Origin of the sequence: Streptomyces kurssanovii (assembly GCF_040677245.1) — a bacterium.
Taxonomy (GTDB): Bacteria; Actinomycetota; Actinomycetes; order Streptomycetales; family Streptomycetaceae; genus Streptomyces; species Streptomyces kurssanovii.
In genome coordinates this window covers 22,074-38,488 of record NZ_JBFAQK010000040.1, presented here as the reverse complement: position 1 = coordinate 38,488, position 16,415 = coordinate 22,074, and the positions used below count along the sequence as shown (strand labels likewise).

Genomic DNA, 16,415 nt, shown 5'->3' with positions numbered 1-16,415 from the left:
TCGTTCCCTCTCTCCACCGGTGGACCGCCCTCCCCAGGGCGGTCCGGATGAGTGTCCGGTTCGAAAGGGGGGTGTTCTGCTCGTCGGCCCATGGCGAAGCGCTGCTCCGTGCTGGGTCGGTCGAGCCGGCATCACTGGCCGAGCGGTCCACGGCCCGTCATGAACGCGAGCGCGGAACCGGCACGGCACCCCCCTGCCGCAACACCCGTCCGGTGCCCATCGCGGTGCCGTTGCCCTCCCCTGAGCCGCTTGCGTGATGGACCGGTGCGGGTGGATGTACGACGGTATTGATGATTGGGACTGTATGACAAGACCGCGTCAGAGAGGCCGGTTTTCTTCTTTTTTGACGGTGAATCAGCCGTCAGGAGCGGTGCTGTCCCAACTGCCCCACTGACTCGTCAGTAACAATTCTTGGCATGGACACTTCCGGTGAACTCTGTCCCCTGGTACGAAAGTTGAGGCAGAGATCCTGCTATAGGGAGGTTCCATGAAACTGTCCCGAGCCGCGGCATTCTCATCCTCACTCCTCCTCGGCGCCGTTCTCGCTCTCACCGGAGCAGGTCAGGCGCAGGCCGACTCGACCACCCAGTCCCTGGACTACGTGGCCCTCGGCGACTCCTACTCCTCCGGCGTGGGAGCCGGCAGCTACGACGGCGCGAGCGGCAACTGCAAGCGCAGCACCCGGGCCTTCCCCAAGCTCTGGGCCAACGCGAACTCACCCTCGTCGTTCGCCTTCACGGCTTGCTCGGGCGCCCGTACGGGTGATGTCACGGCGAGTCAGCTCGGTCCCCTCACCTCGTCCACCGATCTCGTATCCATCACCGTCGGCGGCAACGACGCGGGCTTCGCCGACGTCATGACCACCTGCGTCCTGCAGTCCGAGTCCACCTGTCTGAACCGGATCGCACAGGCGAAGGCGTACGTCGACTCGACGCTGCCGGGCAAGCTCGACCAGGTGTACTCGGCGATCAGTGCCAAAGCCCCGGCGGCGCGCGTCGTCGTGCTCGGCTATCCCCGTTTCTACAAGCTGGGCGGCAGTTGCGTCGCCGGCCTCAGCGAGAACGAGCGGTCCGCCATCAACGGCGCCGCCGACCACCTCAACACGGCGATCGCCAAGCGCGCTGCCGACCACGGCTACGGCTTCGCAAGCGTCGTGGGCACGTTCACCGGACATGAGATCTGCTCCGGTTCCGCCTGGCTGCACAGCGTCAACTGGCTGAACATCGGGGAGTCGTACCACCCGACCGCGGCCGGACAGTCCGGTGGCTATCTGCCCGTGTTCGACTCCAACGCCTGACGGCTTCCGGACCCTCCGTCAGCGGCCCGGTTCACGGCAGGCCCGCGGCTTCCACGCGGGCCTGCCGTGGTCCTCCGGGACAGGCGCCACGGTTCTCAGCCGCCCCCGGCCACCAGCCAGACGAGGGCGACGACGAAGAGCAGCAGCAGTGCCACCCCCACGGCCAGGACCGTCGTGGCCCGCTTCGAGTCGTCGCTCTGCGGCGCGGCCGCGGTGGTCGCGGACGCGGTCCGCCCGGGAGCCGGCTCCGCCTCCGGCGCGGTCCGCGGCCCGGTCTCCGGTGCGGCGGACGGCGTGGCCGCCGACACCGGCACATCCGTCCGCACACCACCGCCCGCGCTCGCCAGACGCAACCGGTGCTCGGCCTCAGCGGCGTCGAGCCGCTCCGCCGGATTGCGGTGCAGCAGTTCCGTGACGACCGCGCCCAGGGTGTCCGTCCTGCCCGCCTCCGCCTGCTCGCCGCGGCCGTGGTCCGCGCCGAACGCGGACCGCCCCTCCGTCGCCGCGTGCAGCATCGCCCCGAGCGACCACAGATCCGACTCCGGGCCCGGCTCGCGGCCCGCCAGGACCTCCGGGGCGCCGAACCCCGGGGTGTCACGGGCCGTCAGCGCGCCGAAGCCGGTGACCATCACCCGGCCGTCGTTGGCGATCAGCACGTTCGACGGCCGCACGTCCAGGTGCAGCACACCCGCGGCGTGCGCCGCGCGCAGGGCCGCCAGCACCTCCGCCCCGATATGGGCGGCGCGGCGCGGTGACAGCGGGCCCTCGGCGTCGAGAACGTCGGAGAGGGACAGTCCGCGCACCGGTTCCATCACGATCCACGGCCGGCCGTCCTCCGACGCCACGTCATGGACGGCGACCACGTTGCGGTGCGAGACCCGGCCGGCCGCGCGGGCCGCGTTCTCCAGGTGCTCGTACAGGTCCCGTACCTCACCGGCTCCGAGGGAGGGCGGCGGCTTGACCTCTCTGACCGCGACCTGGCGGCCGAGGACCTCGTCACGGGCCAGCCACACGACTCCCGTGGCGTCCTCGTCCAGCGGGCTCAGCAGGTGGTAGCGGCCGGCGACCAGCCGCACCCCTCCCGGTGTTCCCGGCACGTCGCTCATGGTCAGCCCCCTGTCCGCGACCCGGAGCCGCAAGCCGGTGGAAATCACTTCAAGCTAACTCAACTCCAGGCGTTTCAAGAGTCATTGATTGGTCATCAGTACGAAGGAAGACCGGAAGTCGCACGCACGCTGTCCAACTCGCCCTGGAATCAGCCGCATTCGCAGAGTAGTTGTCAACCCGCGTACGGGTGTGGTGAATCATGCGGGCGGGATACACGGGTGTCCCGACGGGGAGATAGGGTTAACCTGCCCGGGCCGGGTGCCTCGTACGGGTGGGGAGTGACATGGAACAGATAACAGTGCGCAGCAGGCCGCGCGTGCCTGCCATCACATGCGGGAGCGGTGCGACGAGTTCGCGTCTCGACCGGCACCTTTCGGTGCTCGGCGGGCCGGCCGTCCCGCAGGTCGAGGCGGCAGAGGCGACGCTGCTGATGCGTGAACTGACCTCTCGCGACGTGACGCGAAGCCGCAGGAGCAAGAGTGCGCGAGTGTCGCTCTTCGCACCGCTGCGCAGGCTCCGTCGTTCACTGTTCGGCAGCCGCGGCTGACCCGACCCACCCGGCCGTACCACCCACGGCTCCCACGCGTCGGGACGACCGCGCCCACCCCGCTCAGGCGACCACACCGTCCCGGCGCAGCAGCGCTGCCGCCTCATCCGTCATACCCAGGCCCCGCAGCAGCGCGTCCGTGTGCTCACCCAGACCGGGAATCGCCCCCATCCGAGCCGGCTCCCCGCCCGGCAGCGTGATGGGGGGCAGCATCGCCTTCAACGGCCCCGCCGGTGAGGCCACCTCGCGCCACCGGTCCCGTGCCGCGAGCTGCGGATGGGCGGCCACGTCCGCCATGCCGTTCAGCCGTGCGCAGGCGATCCCCGCCGCTTCCAGCCGTGCCACCGCGTCCGCGGTGTCCAGCCCCGCGAGTGCCTTGGCCACCGCCGCGTCCGTCCGCTCACGGTTCGCCGTGCGTGCCCTGTTGGTCGCGAAGTCCGGATCGAGGGCCAGTTCCGGCCGGCCCAGCACCTGTTCGGCGAGCCGACGCCACTCGCGGTCGTTCTGCACCGACAGCAGCACCTGACCGCCGTCCGCGGTCGGATAGGCGTCGTACGGGGAGATGACGGCATGCGCGAGCCCCGTGCGGGCCGGCGGCTCGCCGCCGTGCATCCCGTGGTGCAGCGGATGCCCCATCCACTCGGCGAGCGCCTCCAGCATGGAGATCTCGACGACGCCGCCGCGGCCGGTCGTCCCCCTGCGCAACAGGGCGGCGAGCACGCCGGAGAACGCGTACATGGCCGCGGCGATGTCGGCCGCCGGAACGCCCGCCTTCACCGGCTCGTCCGCAGTCCCGGTCACCGACACCAGCCCCGCCTCGCACTGCACGAGCATGTCGTAGGCCCGCTTGTGCGCGTACGGGCCGCCGGAGCCGTAGCCGGAGATGTCGACGGCGACCAGCCTCGGATGCGCTGCGCAGAGCGTGGCGGCGTCCAGTCCTAGCCGGGCCGCCGCGCCCTGCGCGAGGTTCTGCACGAACACGTCGGCGCCGGAGATCAGCCGGTGCACGATGTCGAGACCCCGCGGATCCTTCAGATCCACGGCGATGGACTCCTTGCCCCGGTTGCACCACACGAAGTGCGAGGCCAGACCTCGGGCCGCGGTGTCGTAACCGCGGGCGAAGTCCCCGCCGTCCGGGCGCTCGACCTTGATCACCCGGGCGCCGAGGTCGGCGAGCTGGCGGGTGGCGAAGGGGGCGGAGACGGCTTGCTCGACGGCGACGACGGTGATGCCGTCGAGGGGGAGGGGCAGGGGCGGCTGTGGGCTCATGACAGCCGTGCATATCGTGTAGGTGGCACCTTTGTCACCACCAACGGGTGCGGGCGCGGTCAGGACCGCGCGTAGCGCCGCACCGCGAGCGGCATGCAGACCGCCAGCAGCACCAGTGACCAGCACACCGCTCCGGCGACGGGATGGGCCACCGGCCAGGCCGCGTCCGCCGCCGGGGTCGCGTTGCCGAAGAGGTCGCGCACGGCGGCGGTGACCGCGGAGACGGGGTTCCACTCGGCGACCGTACGCAGCGCCCCCGGCAGCCCGTCGGTCGGCAGGTACGCGTTCGACAGGAGCGGCAGCATGAAGGTCGCGCCGCCCAGCTGCCCCGCCGCCTCCTCGCTGCGCGAGGCGAGGCCGAGCAGGATGCCGGCCCAGGTGGCGGCGAAGCGGAAGAGCAGCAGAATCCCGAATCCGCCCAGGGCCTCGAGAGCGCCGCCCTCGATCCGCCAGCCCATCGCGAGGCCGACGAGCAGCAGCGGCACCAGGCCGGCCGCCGCGGCGACGAGATCCGCGGCCGCCTGGCCGAGCGGGACCGCGCCGCGGCTCATGGGGAGGGAGCGGAAGCGGTCCATGACCCCGCGGTGCGAATCCTGGGCGGCGGTGAACATCCCGGTCATGATGCCGTTCGCTGCGGTCGCCACGAGCATGCCGGGGACCAGGAAGGCCCGGTAGTCCGCGCCCGGCATGGCCATGGCGCTGCCGAAGACGTAGCCGAAGAAGAGCAGGAACACGATCGGCATCGTCTGTGTCATGACCGGGATGGCGGGGGCGTGCTTCATGCGCAGCAGGTGGCGGCCGAGGACGGCCGTGCTGTCGAGGACGACGGCGCTCATGCGGCGAGCTCCTTCACGGGCCGGCCGGTGAGGCGCAGGAACACCTCGTCCAGAGTGGGTGGGCGCAGCCCGGCGTCCAGCACCGGGACGCCCGCCGCGTCGAGTTCCCGTACGAGTCGGGGCAGCGTGAGCGTCGCGTCGGTGGTGACGGCCCCGGCGGAGCGCCGCTCCGCGTCGAGGACCGGCTCGGAGCCGGTCAGCTGATCGAGGACGGCCGCCGCGGCCGGCAGCGCGGCCCGGTCGAGGACGACCACCTCCGCGTAGTTGCCGATGAGCGCCTTGAGTTCGGCGGGGGTGCCGTTGTGGGTGGCTCGGCCGCCGTCGATCAGTACGACGTCGTCGGCGAGCCGGTCGGCTTCTTCGAGGTACTGGGTGGTCAGCAGCACGGTCGTGCCCTCTTCGGTCAGTTGCCGCACCGCGTCCCAGATCTCGTTCCGGCTGTGCGGGTCGAGACCGGTGGTCGGTTCGTCGAGGAACAGCACCTCGGGGCGCGTGATCAGACCCGCCGCCAGGTCGAGGCGGCGGCGCATGCCGCCCGAGTAGGTACGGGCCGGCCGGTCGGCGGCCTTCGTGAGCCCGAACCGCTCCAGCAGCTCGGCGGCCCTGGTGCGGGGCGCGCGCAGCAGCCTGGCGAACAGGCGCAGGTTCTCCGCACCCGTCAGGTCGCCGTCGACCGAGGCGTACTGCCCGACGACGCCGATGCGACGGCGTACGGCGGCGGGATCACGCCGCAGGTCGTGCCCGGCGACCGTGGCGCTGCCGGCGTCGGGCCTGGTCAGTGTGGTCAGGATCCGTACGGCGGTCGTCTTCCCGGCGCCGTTGGGGCCGAGCACCGCGCAGACCGTGCCCCGGGCGACGGCGAGATCGAGGCCGCGGAGGGCGCGGACGTCACCGAACCGCTTCTCGAGACCCTCACTAAGTACAGCGTACGTAGTTGTCATGGGTCGACCGTACCTCACTACGTACGCTGTACGTAACTAGGATGTGAGGGAGGTGATGATCCATGGCGGGCCGAGCGGCCGAACCGGAAGTGATCTGGGCGCGCCCCGAGCGCACGGGCAGAGGTCCGAAACCGGCGTACAGCCGGGGCGACATCGCGACGGCCGCCGTGCGCATCGCGGACGAGGAGGGCATCGACGCCCTCTCCATGCGCAAGGTCGCGACGCTGCTGGGCTGCGGCACGATGTCGCTGTACAACTACGTGCCCCGCAAGGAAGACCTGTACGAGCTGATGGTCGACGCGGTCAGCGGCGAGTACGAGCTGGGGGAGCCGTCGGACGACTGGCGCGCGGAGATGCTCGCCCTCGCGCACCAGGCGCGGGCCATGGTGCTCCGCCATCCATGGCTTCCCCGGGTGATGTCACCGCTGTACGGCTTCAGCCCCAACGTGCTGCGCTACCTGGAGTGGTGCCTGGGCGCGCTGGAGAGCCTGGACGCCCCGTACGGCACGAAGTTCGAGCTGATCGCGATGGTCAACGGCACGGTGATGACCACGGTCGCGAACGAGCTCGCGACGGCCGAGCGCGCCCGTTCCCTCCCGTGGTCGCCGGAGCGGGAACAGGCGGCGCGGCGCGCGTATCTGGAGGGGCAGGTGGCGGGCGGGAACTACCCGCGGCTGGCGGCGGCGCTGGGGGACGCGGCGGCGCCGGGGGACGCGGAGGAGACGTTCGAGCGGGTGCTGAGGCGGGTGATCGACGCGTTCGCCTGACGGCGTGCGGGGCGGGTGCGGGGGGCATGGCGCCTGCGGCGGGCTGTACCCCACCCCGGAACGGGCTCCGGTACGCGCTTCGCGCGGTGCCCTCGAACTCCTCCAGCGGTCCGGCGGCCGTGAGAGGTACGCAGACCCGGCCCTAGCGGGGCGGCGGCTCGGCTTCGCGCCGGCGGCCGCTCGAACCTCGCCGGCGTCCGAGGCTTCGGGGTCCAGGGTGGAGCCGCCGGAAACACGGACGCCTCACAGAAGGGCGAACTGCCCCTCCGGGCCCTCTTCCTGGTGGTCGAGGACCGACGCCGGGCGGCGGGTCGCCGGCGGTGGGGGCAGGACGCCCGATGCACGGAGCTCCGTCGCGGAGATCCGGGGGCCGGGCGACGCCAGCGCCGTCCGCCGCGGTGCCAGTTCCGCCAGCAGTGCCAAGGCCGTGACCAGTTCCAGCAGCTCCGAGGTCCACTCCTGCGGCCACGTCGCGGGCCGCAGTGCCTCCAGCGTGCCCGTCTCACCGGACGACGTGCGCCGGTCGAACCAGAGCTCCAGCACCCGGACCCCGCCCACCTCGAAGTCCCACGCCGACCGCGGGACGGGGGAGATGCGGCCGGTGCCGCCGAGGAGCAGCGTCTCGTCCTCGGGTGCGTAGGCGATCGAGTCCGGCCGGGCCGGCAGCGCGGCGCGGACGTAGGGCCGGCGGCCGCCCGGGAGCCGGGGGCGGTCGCCGCCGCGCGCGCCGCGCAGCATGACGCGGATCATCTCGCGGCCGAGTGCCACCCCGGCGGACCAGACGCCGGCGTCCGCCGTCAGGGGCACCACGCATCCGGCGGGGGAGGGGGCCGCGGCCGCGACGGTCCAGGCTGCCAGGTCCTCGGCGTCCACGGGCCGCCCGTACCGCTCGGCCAGCAGCCCGGTGAGGCCGGGCGTGATGTTGGGTTCGTGTCCGCCGGGCCGCCGGTACAGGGGCCGGACGCGGCCGGGACGCCCGGCGGGAGAACGGCCGTCCGGCAGCAGGGCGGTGACCACGAGCGCGGGTCCGCCGGCCTTCGGCACGTGTCCCTGCTCGACGACGAACAGCTGCCGTTCGTCCCGTACCCGCCACAACTCGGGCCGGGCGACGTCGATCAGCCGGTGGTCGGGGATCAGCCACTGTTCGTCGAAGGCGCCGTGCAGCACCCGTACGGGCTCCGGGCAGCGGCCCGCCTCGCGCGCCATGCGTCCCGTACCGGTCGACTGGCCCGGGAGCTGGGCCACCGTGCCGTGGATGCCGCGGGCCCTGGAGACCCGGAACAGCGTCTCCCGGGTGCCGTCCTCCGCCCGTACGAGGGCGTCCCAGCGGGCCCGCAGGGACGCGGCGTCCGGGGCCATCACCCAGTCCCTGCCCAGCCGCAGCGGCGCCACCGACCAGGGCATGAGGTCGTCGAGCAGCGGCACGTCCTCGGTGAGAGCAGTCACCGTCCGCATGCTAGTCAGGCTCAGTCCGCCGCATCCACGGTGACCGAGAAGGAGAACCGGTCCCCGCGGTAGCGGATGCGGGCCACGTCCACGACGCGGCCGGTGTCGTCGTAGGTCACACCGGTGTAGTGCAGGATCGGGCTCAGCAACGGCACCCGCAGCAGTTCCGCCGTCCGCGGGTCGGCGAGCCGGGCCTCCACCGTGTCGGTGATCCGGCTGATGCGGACACCGAGGGCGTCCCGCAGCACCTTGGTCATCGGCCAGCGTTCCAGGTCGGCGATGTCCAGTCCGGCGGCGACGTCGGGATGCAGGGCGTTCTCCGCCCAGTTGGTGGGCTCACCGGTGTCGCCGTCGCACCGCAGCCTCCGGTACACCACGACCTCGGCCGCCCCGGGGAAGTGCTCGGCGAGCTCGACCGGAACCGGCTCCGGGCCGTGGTCGAGGACCGTGGTGCGTTCGCCGGACTGCTGGGCGACGATCGCGTCGATCGAGCCCAGCAGCCGGCGGGGCGCGCCACGGCGTGCCCCCGGTTCGATGAAGGTGCCGCGCCGCCGGTGCCGGCTGATCAGGCCCTCCTCCTCCAGCTCCTTGAGCGCCTGCCGCATGGTCAGGACGCTCACCCCGTAGTGCTGGGCGAGCTGTTCCTCGGTGGGCAGCCGCAGCGACGCCTCGGGCGTCCGGCCCAGTATCGAGGCGCGCAGGGACTGCGAGACCTGATACCACAGCGGCAGCTTGCGGTTCAGGACCAGCGAGTCGGGGGCGAAGGAGGTCACGGCATCTCCGTACTACGACGAACTACGACCTGAAGTGGCGCTGAAGACCCTGCCACACGTCGTCGTACCCCATCTGCAGATGGTCGGCGTTCGCCGCCTGCGCGGTGGCGGTCACCGGCCAGCGGGTCTCGAACATGAAGGCAAGCCCGTCGTCGATCTTCTGCGGCTTCAGCTCGGCCGCGCTCGCCCGGTCGAAGGTCTCCCGGTCGGGCCCGTGCGCCGACATCATGTTGTGCAGCGAGCCGCCGCCGGGGACGAAACCTTCGGCCTTCGCGTCGTACGCGCCCTCGATCAGGCCCATGTACTCGCTCATCACGTTGCGGTGGAAGTACGGCGGGCGGAAGGTGTCCTCGCCGACCAGCCAGCGCGGTGCGAAGACGACGAAGTCGACACCGGCGAGGCCGGGGGTGTCGGAGGGCGAGGTCAGCACCGTGAAGATCGACGGATCGGGGTGGTCGTACGAGATCGTCCCGATGACGTTGAAGCGGCGCAGGTCGTAGACGTACGGGACATGGGTGCCGTGCCAGGCGACCACGTCGAGGGGGGAGTGGTCGTAGGTCGCCGCCCACAGGTTCCCGCAGAACTTGTTGACCACCTCGACCGGCTGCTCGACGTCCTCGTAGGCGGCGACAGGGGCCAGGAAGTCGCGGGCGTTGGCCAGGCCGTTGGCGCCGATCGGGCCGAGCTCGGGGAGCTCGAAGGGCTGCCCGTAGTTCTCGCAGACGTAGCCGCGGGCGGTGGCGTCCAGCAGCTCGACCCGGAAGCGGACACCGCGGGGGACGAGGACGACCTCCCCCGGCCGGGCGGGCAGCAGCCCGAACTCGGTCACGAGCAGCAGCCCGCCGTGCTCGGGGACGATCAGGAGCTCGCCGTCCGCGTCGCTGAACACCCGGTCCGTCATGGACGTATTGGCGTGGTAGAGGTGCACGGCCATGCCGGTGCGCTGCGTCACGTCGCCGTTGCCGCCGAGCGTCCACAGCCCGGCCAGCCAGTCGGTGCCGGGGGCCGGCTCGGGCAGCGGGTTCCAGCGCAGCCGGTTCGGGTCGGGCACCGTCTCGGTGAAGGGGGCGGTCCGGATGTGGCCGTTGTCGACACGGACGAAGGGAGGGTGAGCGGCCGAGGGGCGGATGCGGTACAGCCAGGAGCGGCGGTTGTGCGCGCGGGGCTCGGTGAAGGCCGAGCCGCTGAGCTGTTCCGCGTAGAGGCCGAGGGGGGCGCGCTGGGGGGAATTGCGCCCGTGCGGAAGTGCGCCGGGCTCCGCCTCCGAGCTGTGCTCGTTGCCGAAGCCGGAGGAGAACGACGCCTCCGTCAGCCCCTCGACAATCTTCCGCGCCTGTCCGGTGCCACTCATCGCCCGCTCCTGGTGCTGAAGGATTCCTCAATCCATTCCTATGGACAACCGTAGGATTGCACCTCCGCCCCGTCAACGGCAACGGACCGGCATGATGGGCCGCGTGTCCCAGCCACCACTGCGCCGCCGTCCGGTCCAGCGGCGAAGCGCCGACCGGCTCGCCCGCATCCTCGACGCGTGCGCCGCACTGCTGGACGAGAGCGGCTACGAGCAGCTGTCGACCCGGGCGGTCGCGGTGCGGGCGGGAGTGCCCATCGGATCCGTCTACCGCTTCTTCGGCAACAAGCGCGCGCTGGTCGTCGCGCTCGGCCACCGCAATCTCGACGCCTACGCCGACCGCGTGTCCCAGCGGCTCGCCGCGCCCTCCGGTGAGGGCTGGGGCGCCGCGATCGATGTGATGCTCGACGAGTACCTGGCGATGAAGCGCACCTGCCCCGGCTTCACCCTCGTCGACTTCGGCGCGCAACTGCCCGTCGGCGCGCCGGTGGACGGTGTGCACCACGAGGTCGCCGACCGGCTCGGCGAGCTGCTGGCCTCGCACCTGGGGCGTGAGCCCGACACGGAGCTGCGCAGGGCGGTACTGGTGTGCGTGGAGGCGGCGGACGCACTGCTGCAGCTGGCGTTCCGGTCGAGGCCCGGGGGCGACGAGGCGATCATCGCGGAGACCCGGCGGTTGCTCCGCACCTATCTCTCCGATGTCCTGGACGCCCCCGCGCCGCGTGAAAACCGGGCGTGAAAGACCCTCCCGTACATGCATACCGGTCGGTATGCTCGGTTCGGCGCCACGCCACCGCCGTCCATGCCGTCGCCGCCCACGCCCGTCCGGGGAGGACCCGTGTCCCGCACCGCTCCAGCCATATCCACAACCGCCGCCCCGGGGGACCCCGCCCGCACCGCACTGCGGGTCTGCCCGCTGTGCGAAGCCACCTGCGGGCTCACCCTCACCATCGAGGGCAGCCGCGTCACCCGCGCCCGCGGCGACCGCGACGACATCTTCAGCCGTGGCTTCATCTGCCCGAAGGGCGCCTCGTTCGGCGAGCTCGACGCCGACCCGGACCGGCTGCGCACCCCCCTGATCCGGGAGAACGGCGAACTGCGCGACGCCACCTGGCAGGAGGCCTTCGACCTGATCGCCGCCCGGATCAGGCCGCTGATCGAGGAGCACGGACCGAACGCCGTCGGCGTCGTCCTCGGCAACCCGAACGTCCACACCATGGCCGGCAGCCTCTACCCGCCCGTCCTGCTCTCCGCGCTGGGCACCCGCAACGTCTACTCCGCCTCGACGCTCGACCAGATGCCCAAGCACGTCTCCAGCGGACTGCTCTTCGGCAGCGCCACGGCCATCCCCGTGCCCGACCTGGACCGCACCGACCATCTGCTGCTGCTCGGCGCCAACCCGCTGGAGTCCAACGGCAGCCTGTGCACCGCGCCCGACTTCCCCGGCAAGCTGAAGGCACTCCGCCGCCGCGGCGGGACCCTGACCGTCGTCGACCCGCGCCGCACCCGCACCGCCCAGCTCGCCGACCGGCACGTCGCGATCCGGCCCGGCACCGACGCGCTGCTGCTCGCCGCCCTCACCCAGGTGCTGTTCGAGGAAGGGCTCACCGACCTCGGCGCGCTCGCCGGCCATGTCGAGGGCGTGGCCGAAGTGGAGGCCGCCGTCAAGGACTTCACACCGGAGGCCGTGGCGGAGGCCTGCGACATGGAAGCCGAGGAGATCCGCACGATGGCCCGCGAGCTCGCGGGCGCGCCCACCGCAGCCGTCTACGGGCGCATCGGCAGCTGCACCGTCGAACACGGCACCCTCGCCAGCTGGCTCGTCGACGTCCTCAACGTGCTGACCGGCAACCTCGACAGGCCGGGCGGCGCCCTGTTCCCGCTCTCCGCCACCGAACGCGCTCCGCGCCCGGCCGCCCCCGGCAAGGGGTTCTCCCTCGGCCGCTGGAGCAGCCGCGTGAGCGGCCACCCGGAGGCCAAGGGCGAACTGCCCATCGCCGCCCTCGCGGAGGAGATCGAGACCCCGGGCGAGGGACAGATCCGTGCCCTGGTCGTGATCGCGGCCAACCCGGTGCTCTCCGCCCCCGACGGGGACCGCCTCGACCGGGCACTGGCCGGCCTCGGCCTGATGGTGAGCATCGACCCCTATCTCAACGAGACCTCACGCCACGCCGACGTGGTGCTGCCCCCGCCGCCGCCCTCCCGCAGCCCCCACTTCGACTTCGCCTTCAACGCGCTCGCCGTCAGCAACCAGGCCCGCTTCAGCCCCGCCGCCGTACCGCTCGAGGAGGGGCTGATGGACGAGTGCGAGATCCACGCCCGCCTGATCCTCGCCGTCTCCGGCATGCACGGCGCGGAACCCTCCGCCGTCGACGACATGGTCATCAGCAGCACCCTCGCCAAGGCGGTCACCGACCCCGCCTCCCCGGTGCACGGCCGGGCGCCGGAAGACGTCGCCGCCCGGCTCACCGGACGCACCGGCGCCGAGCGCCGCCTCGACATGATGCTGCGCCTCGGCTCGTACGACCTGACCCTCGACATGCTGCTGGAGGCTCCGCACGGCGTCGACCTCGGCCCCCTCGGGTCCCGTGTCCCGCAGATCCTCAAGACCCGCAGCGGACGCGTCGAACTGCTGCCCGGCCCCATCGCCGACGACCTGCCGAGGCTGCGCGCCGCACTCGCGCAACGGCCCGCCGGGCTCGTGCTCGTCGGCCGCCGTCATCTGCGCTCCAACAACAGCTGGCTGCACAACGTGCCCGCGCTGAACGGCGGTTCCAACCGCTGCACCCTTCACGTCCACCCGGACGACGCCGCCCGGATCGGACTCGAGGACGGGGCCACGGCACGCGTCACCGCGGACGGAGGCAGTGTCGAGGCCCCCGTCGAGATCACCGACTCGGTGCGTCCCGGTGTCGTCAGCCTGCCGCACGGCTGGGGCCACGACCGCCCCGGCATCCGCATGTCGGTGGCCGCCGGCCGTCCCGGAGTCAACGTCAACCAGCTGCTCGACGGCTCCCGACTGGATCCCCTGTCGGGCACCGCGGTGCTCAACGCCATCCCGGTGGATGTAGCGCCAAGCCGATGACCTGGGGTTTTGCTCGTATTGCTCACGGGTCAACACCTTGTTAACGGCAGATGGCGACACCTAACGTCATCCGGACCCACCGGTGGGCCGCTCCTCCGGTGGCAGTTCAAGGATGAACGTTAGGTGTCCCCATGCTGACAGTCCTCGGCTTCGCCATGATCGCGACCTTCCTGGTCCTGATCATGATGAAGAAGATGTCGCCGATCGCGGCGCTGGTCCTCATCCCCGCACTCTTCTGCGTCGCCGTCGGGCAGGGTGCACAGCTCGGGGACTACGTCCTCGAAGGCGTGGGAAACCTCGCCCCCACGGCGGCGATGCTGATGTTCGCCATCGTCTACTTCGGCGTGATGATCGACGTCGGGCTGTTCGACCCGATCGTGCGGGGCATCCTGCGCTTCTGCAAGGCGGACCCGCTGCGCATCGTGATCGGTACGGCGGTGCTCGCCGCCATCGTCTCGCTCGACGGCGACGGCTCCACGACCTTCATGATCACGGTCTCGGCGATGTATCCGCTCTACAAGCGCCTGAAGATGAGCCTCGTGGTGCTGACCGGCATCGCCGCCACGGCGAACGGCGTGATGAACACCCTGCCCTGGGGCGGGCCCACGGCCCGTGCCGCCACCGCGCTCGAGCTGGACGCGGCCGACATCTTCGTGCCGATGATCCCCGCCCTCGGCGCCGGGCTTCTCTTCGTGCTCGTCCTCGCGTACGTCCTCGGCCGGCGCGAGCGCACACGCCTCGGATACCTCACGCTCGACGAGGTGCTCGAGCCCGAGCCCGGCACGGTGCTCGTCAAGGCGGGTGGCGGCGAGCACGCCGCCGGGGCCACGGGCTCCACGGCCGGCCCCGACGGCACCGGATCCGGTCCGGGAGCGGACACCGGTTCCCCTCGCGAGGGCGACGAATCCCCGCTGCCGGACGGCGGTTTCCAGGGCCTCGACCCGAACCGCCCGACACTGCGGCCCAGGCTGTACTGGTTCAACGCCGGCCTGACGCTGGCCCTTCTCACCGCCATGATCATGGAACTGCTGCCGATCCCGGTGCTCTTCCTGCTCGGCGCGGCCCTCGCCCTGACCGTCAACTTCCCTTCCATGGCGGACCAGAAGGCCCGCATCGCGGCCCACGCCGACAACGTCCTGAACGTCGCCGGGATGGTCTTCGCCGCCGCCGTCTTCACCGGCGTCCTCACCGGCACCGGCATGGTCGAGCACATGGCCGACTGGCTCGTCGGCGCCATCCCCGAGGGCATGGGCCCGCACATGGCGATCGTCACGGGTGTACTGAGCCTGCCGCTCACGTACTTCATGTCGAACGACGGCTTCTACTTCGGTGTGCTGCCGGTCCTCGCGGAGGCGGGCGCCGCCCACGGTGTCTCGCCGCTGGAGATCGCCCGCGCCTCCCTCGTCGGCCAGCCGCTGCACATGTCCAGCCCGCTCGTCCCCGCGGTGTACGTCCTCGTCGGTATGGCGAAGGTCGAGTTCGGCGACCACACCCGCTTCACGGTCAAGTGGGCGGCCCTGACCAGTCTCGTGGTGCTGGGGGCCGGGATCCTGTTCGGCATCGTCTGACATGGGCCGTCTCTGGCTGCTGCGCCTCGTCATCGCCTTCGGGTTCGCCCAGGCGGCGGTGTCGATGGCGCGCCCGGCGGTCTCCTACCGGGCGCTGTCGCTCGGTGCCGACGAGCGGGCGATCGGTGTGATCGCCGGTGTGTACGCGCTGCTTCCACTGTTCGCCGCCGTACCGCTGGGCCGCAGGACCGACCACGGCCGCTGTACGCCGCTGCTGTACGCGGGGCTCGCGTTGATCGCCGGCGGCTGCGCGCTCAGCGGACTCGCCGGCTCGCTGCCGGCGATGGCGGCGTGGAGCGGTGTGATGGGACTGGGCCACCTCTGCTTCGTCATCGGCGCCCAGTCGATCGTCGCCCGCCGGTCCGCGCCCGACGAACAGGACCGCAACTTCGGGCACTTCACCATCGGCGCATCCCTGGGGCAGCTGGCCGGACCCATTGCCGCGGGCGCGCTGATCGGTGACGACATGACCCGCACCAGTGCGCTGGCGCTCGTCGTGTCCGCGGCCGTGGCGGCCGTCTCGCTGACCTCGATGTGGCGTATCGAACTCCGGCACAAGGGAGCCGGGCACACGCGGGACGCGGCCGCGGTGAAGGTTCCCGTGCACCGCATCGTGCGGACCCGCGGCGTGCCCGCGGGGATCTTCATCAGCCTCGCGGTGCTCTCGGCCACCGACATCCTCACCGCGTATCTGCCGGTGGTCGGCGAGCACCGCGGTGTCCCGCCCACCGTCGTGGGCCTGCTGCTGAGCCTGCGGGCCGCCGCCACCATCGCGTGCCGGCTGGTGATGACGCCGATGATCCGCCGCCTCGGCCGTACCACCCTGCTCACCGTGACCTGTCTGCTCGGCGGGGCGCTGTGCGCGGGCATCGCGCTGCCGGTGCCGCTGTGGGCGCTGGCGCTGATGCTGGCGGCGCTCGGCTTCTGTCTGGGTGTGGGGCAGCCGTTGTCGATGACGACGGTGGTGCAGGCGGCACCGGCCGGCGCGCGTTCGACGGCGCTCGCGCTGCGGCTGACCGGCAACCGTCTCGGGCAGGTCGCCGCGCCGGCCTGCGCCGGACTGGTCGCCGGGCTCGCCGGTGCCGCGGCGCCCTTCGTGATGCTCGGTGTGCTGCTGGTGGTGTCGGGCGGGACCGCGGCGCGCACCGGCCGCTCCGGGCGCGAGCCTGTGGCGACCGGCGGCCCGGGCGGTGCGGACGGCCCTTCCCGGGAGCCCGGCGGGACCGGGCCTGTGGTGACCGGCGGTGCTGACGGCGGGCCTCCGGGCGGCGCTGACGGCGGCCCTTCCCGGGAGCCCGGCGGGACCGGGCCGACGGCGGCCGGGGCGGACGGTCCGCGCGGCGGTGCGCCGGGCGGTGCCGCTCAGGGGGCCGACGCGGCCGAATCGCCCGGTCGGCACAGCCGCGGTGTCCGCTAGTAGGGGCATTTCTG

The 16,415-nt window shown here is 72.0% G+C and carries 14 protein-coding genes; 7 read left to right on the top strand and 7 right to left on the bottom strand.

Features of this window, described 5'->3' with window-relative positions; translation table 11 throughout:
• The first annotated feature begins 487 nt into the window (after positions 1-487).
• Positions 488-1,297, top strand: a complete 810-nt coding sequence (locus AB0K36_RS24390; RefSeq protein WP_364598086.1) for an SGNH/GDSL hydrolase family protein — start codon at positions 488-490, stop codon at positions 1,295-1,297.
• Between the two features lie 95 nt (positions 1,298-1,392).
• On the opposite strand, the gene AB0K36_RS24385 is transcribed toward AB0K36_RS24390, so the two are convergent.
• A complete protein-coding gene (locus AB0K36_RS24385) occupies positions 1,393-2,403 on the bottom strand; it encodes a serine/threonine-protein kinase (protein WP_364598083.1) in 1,011 nt (336 codons plus the stop codon).
• Positions 2,404-2,687: 284 nt separating this feature from the next.
• Between AB0K36_RS24385 and AB0K36_RS24380 the strand changes: the two genes are divergently transcribed.
• Positions 2,688-2,951, top strand: coding sequence for a hypothetical protein (locus AB0K36_RS24380; RefSeq protein ID WP_159693460.1), 264 nt, complete (start codon positions 2,688-2,690; stop codon positions 2,949-2,951).
• A gap of 63 nt (positions 2,952-3,014) precedes the next feature.
• Here AB0K36_RS24380 and AB0K36_RS24375 read toward each other — a convergent pair whose 3' ends face one another.
• From AB0K36_RS24375 to AB0K36_RS24365, 3 genes are read right to left on the bottom strand one after another with little or no spacing between them, the layout of a single operon-like run.
• Positions 3,015-4,220, bottom strand: a complete 1,206-nt coding sequence (locus AB0K36_RS24375; RefSeq protein WP_364598080.1) for a CaiB/BaiF CoA transferase family protein — start codon at positions 4,218-4,220, stop codon at positions 3,015-3,017.
• A gap of 59 nt (positions 4,221-4,279) precedes the next feature.
• The gene (locus tag AB0K36_RS24370) at positions 4,280-5,056 is read right to left on the bottom strand and encodes an ABC transporter permease (RefSeq protein WP_364598077.1); all 777 of its coding nucleotides are present in this window, start codon (positions 5,054-5,056) and stop codon (positions 4,280-4,282) included.
• Positions 5,053-5,997 (bottom strand): ATP-binding cassette domain-containing protein, encoded by a 945-nt coding sequence (locus AB0K36_RS24365; protein WP_364598074.1) that lies wholly within the window; start codon positions 5,995-5,997, stop codon positions 5,053-5,055. Before AB0K36_RS24365 ends, AB0K36_RS24370 begins: the two co-directional genes overlap by 4 nt.
• A 62-nt stretch (positions 5,998-6,059) precedes the next feature.
• Between AB0K36_RS24365 and AB0K36_RS24360 the strand changes: the two genes are divergently transcribed.
• Entirely contained in the window at positions 6,060-6,764 is a 705-nt protein-coding gene (locus AB0K36_RS24360) for a TetR/AcrR family transcriptional regulator (protein WP_364598071.1), read from the top strand.
• A 243-nt stretch (positions 6,765-7,007) separates the two neighbouring features.
• On the opposite strand, the gene AB0K36_RS24355 is transcribed toward AB0K36_RS24360, so the two are convergent.
• The 3 genes from AB0K36_RS24355 to hmgA are packed head-to-tail and all read right to left on the bottom strand — an operon-like array spanning position 7,008 to position 10,334.
• Positions 7,008-8,219, bottom strand: a complete 1,212-nt coding sequence (locus tag AB0K36_RS24355; protein WP_364598068.1) for a type ISP restriction/modification enzyme — start codon at positions 8,217-8,219, stop codon at positions 7,008-7,010.
• Between the two features lie 11 nt (positions 8,220-8,230).
• A complete protein-coding gene (locus AB0K36_RS24350; RefSeq protein ID WP_189473484.1) occupies positions 8,231-8,983 on the bottom strand; it encodes a GntR family transcriptional regulator in 753 nt (250 codons plus the stop codon).
• Positions 8,984-9,005: 22 nt separating this feature from the next.
• Complete coding sequence (hmgA, locus tag AB0K36_RS24345) at positions 9,006-10,334, bottom strand: homogentisate 1,2-dioxygenase (protein ID WP_364598065.1); 1,329 nt, start codon at positions 10,332-10,334, stop codon at positions 9,006-9,008.
• 94 nt (positions 10,335-10,428) lie between these two features.
• Here hmgA and AB0K36_RS24340 point away from each other — a divergent pair, with 94 nt between their 5' ends.
• The 4 genes from AB0K36_RS24340 to AB0K36_RS24325 all read left to right on the top strand — a co-directional run bounded on the left by AB0K36_RS24340 (position 10,429) and on the right by AB0K36_RS24325 (position 16,401).
• Positions 10,429-11,070 carry a TetR/AcrR family transcriptional regulator gene (locus AB0K36_RS24340; protein ID WP_364598148.1) on the top strand — a complete coding sequence of 214 codons (642 nt, stop codon included), beginning with the start codon at positions 10,429-10,431 and terminating at the stop codon, positions 11,068-11,070.
• 99 nt (positions 11,071-11,169) lie between these two features.
• The gene (locus AB0K36_RS24335; RefSeq protein ID WP_364598063.1) at positions 11,170-13,416 is read left to right on the top strand and encodes a molybdopterin oxidoreductase family protein; all 2,247 of its coding nucleotides are present in this window, start codon (positions 11,170-11,172) and stop codon (positions 13,414-13,416) included.
• Positions 13,417-13,547: 131 nt separating this feature from the next.
• The gene (locus AB0K36_RS24330; protein ID WP_364598060.1) at positions 13,548-14,984 is read left to right on the top strand and encodes a CitMHS family transporter; all 1,437 of its coding nucleotides are present in this window, start codon (positions 13,548-13,550) and stop codon (positions 14,982-14,984) included.
• Position 14,985: 1 nt separating this feature from the next.
• Entirely contained in the window at positions 14,986-16,401 is a 1,416-nt protein-coding gene (locus AB0K36_RS24325) for an MFS transporter (protein ID WP_364598057.1), read from the top strand.
• Positions 16,402-16,415: the final 14 nt, after the last annotated feature.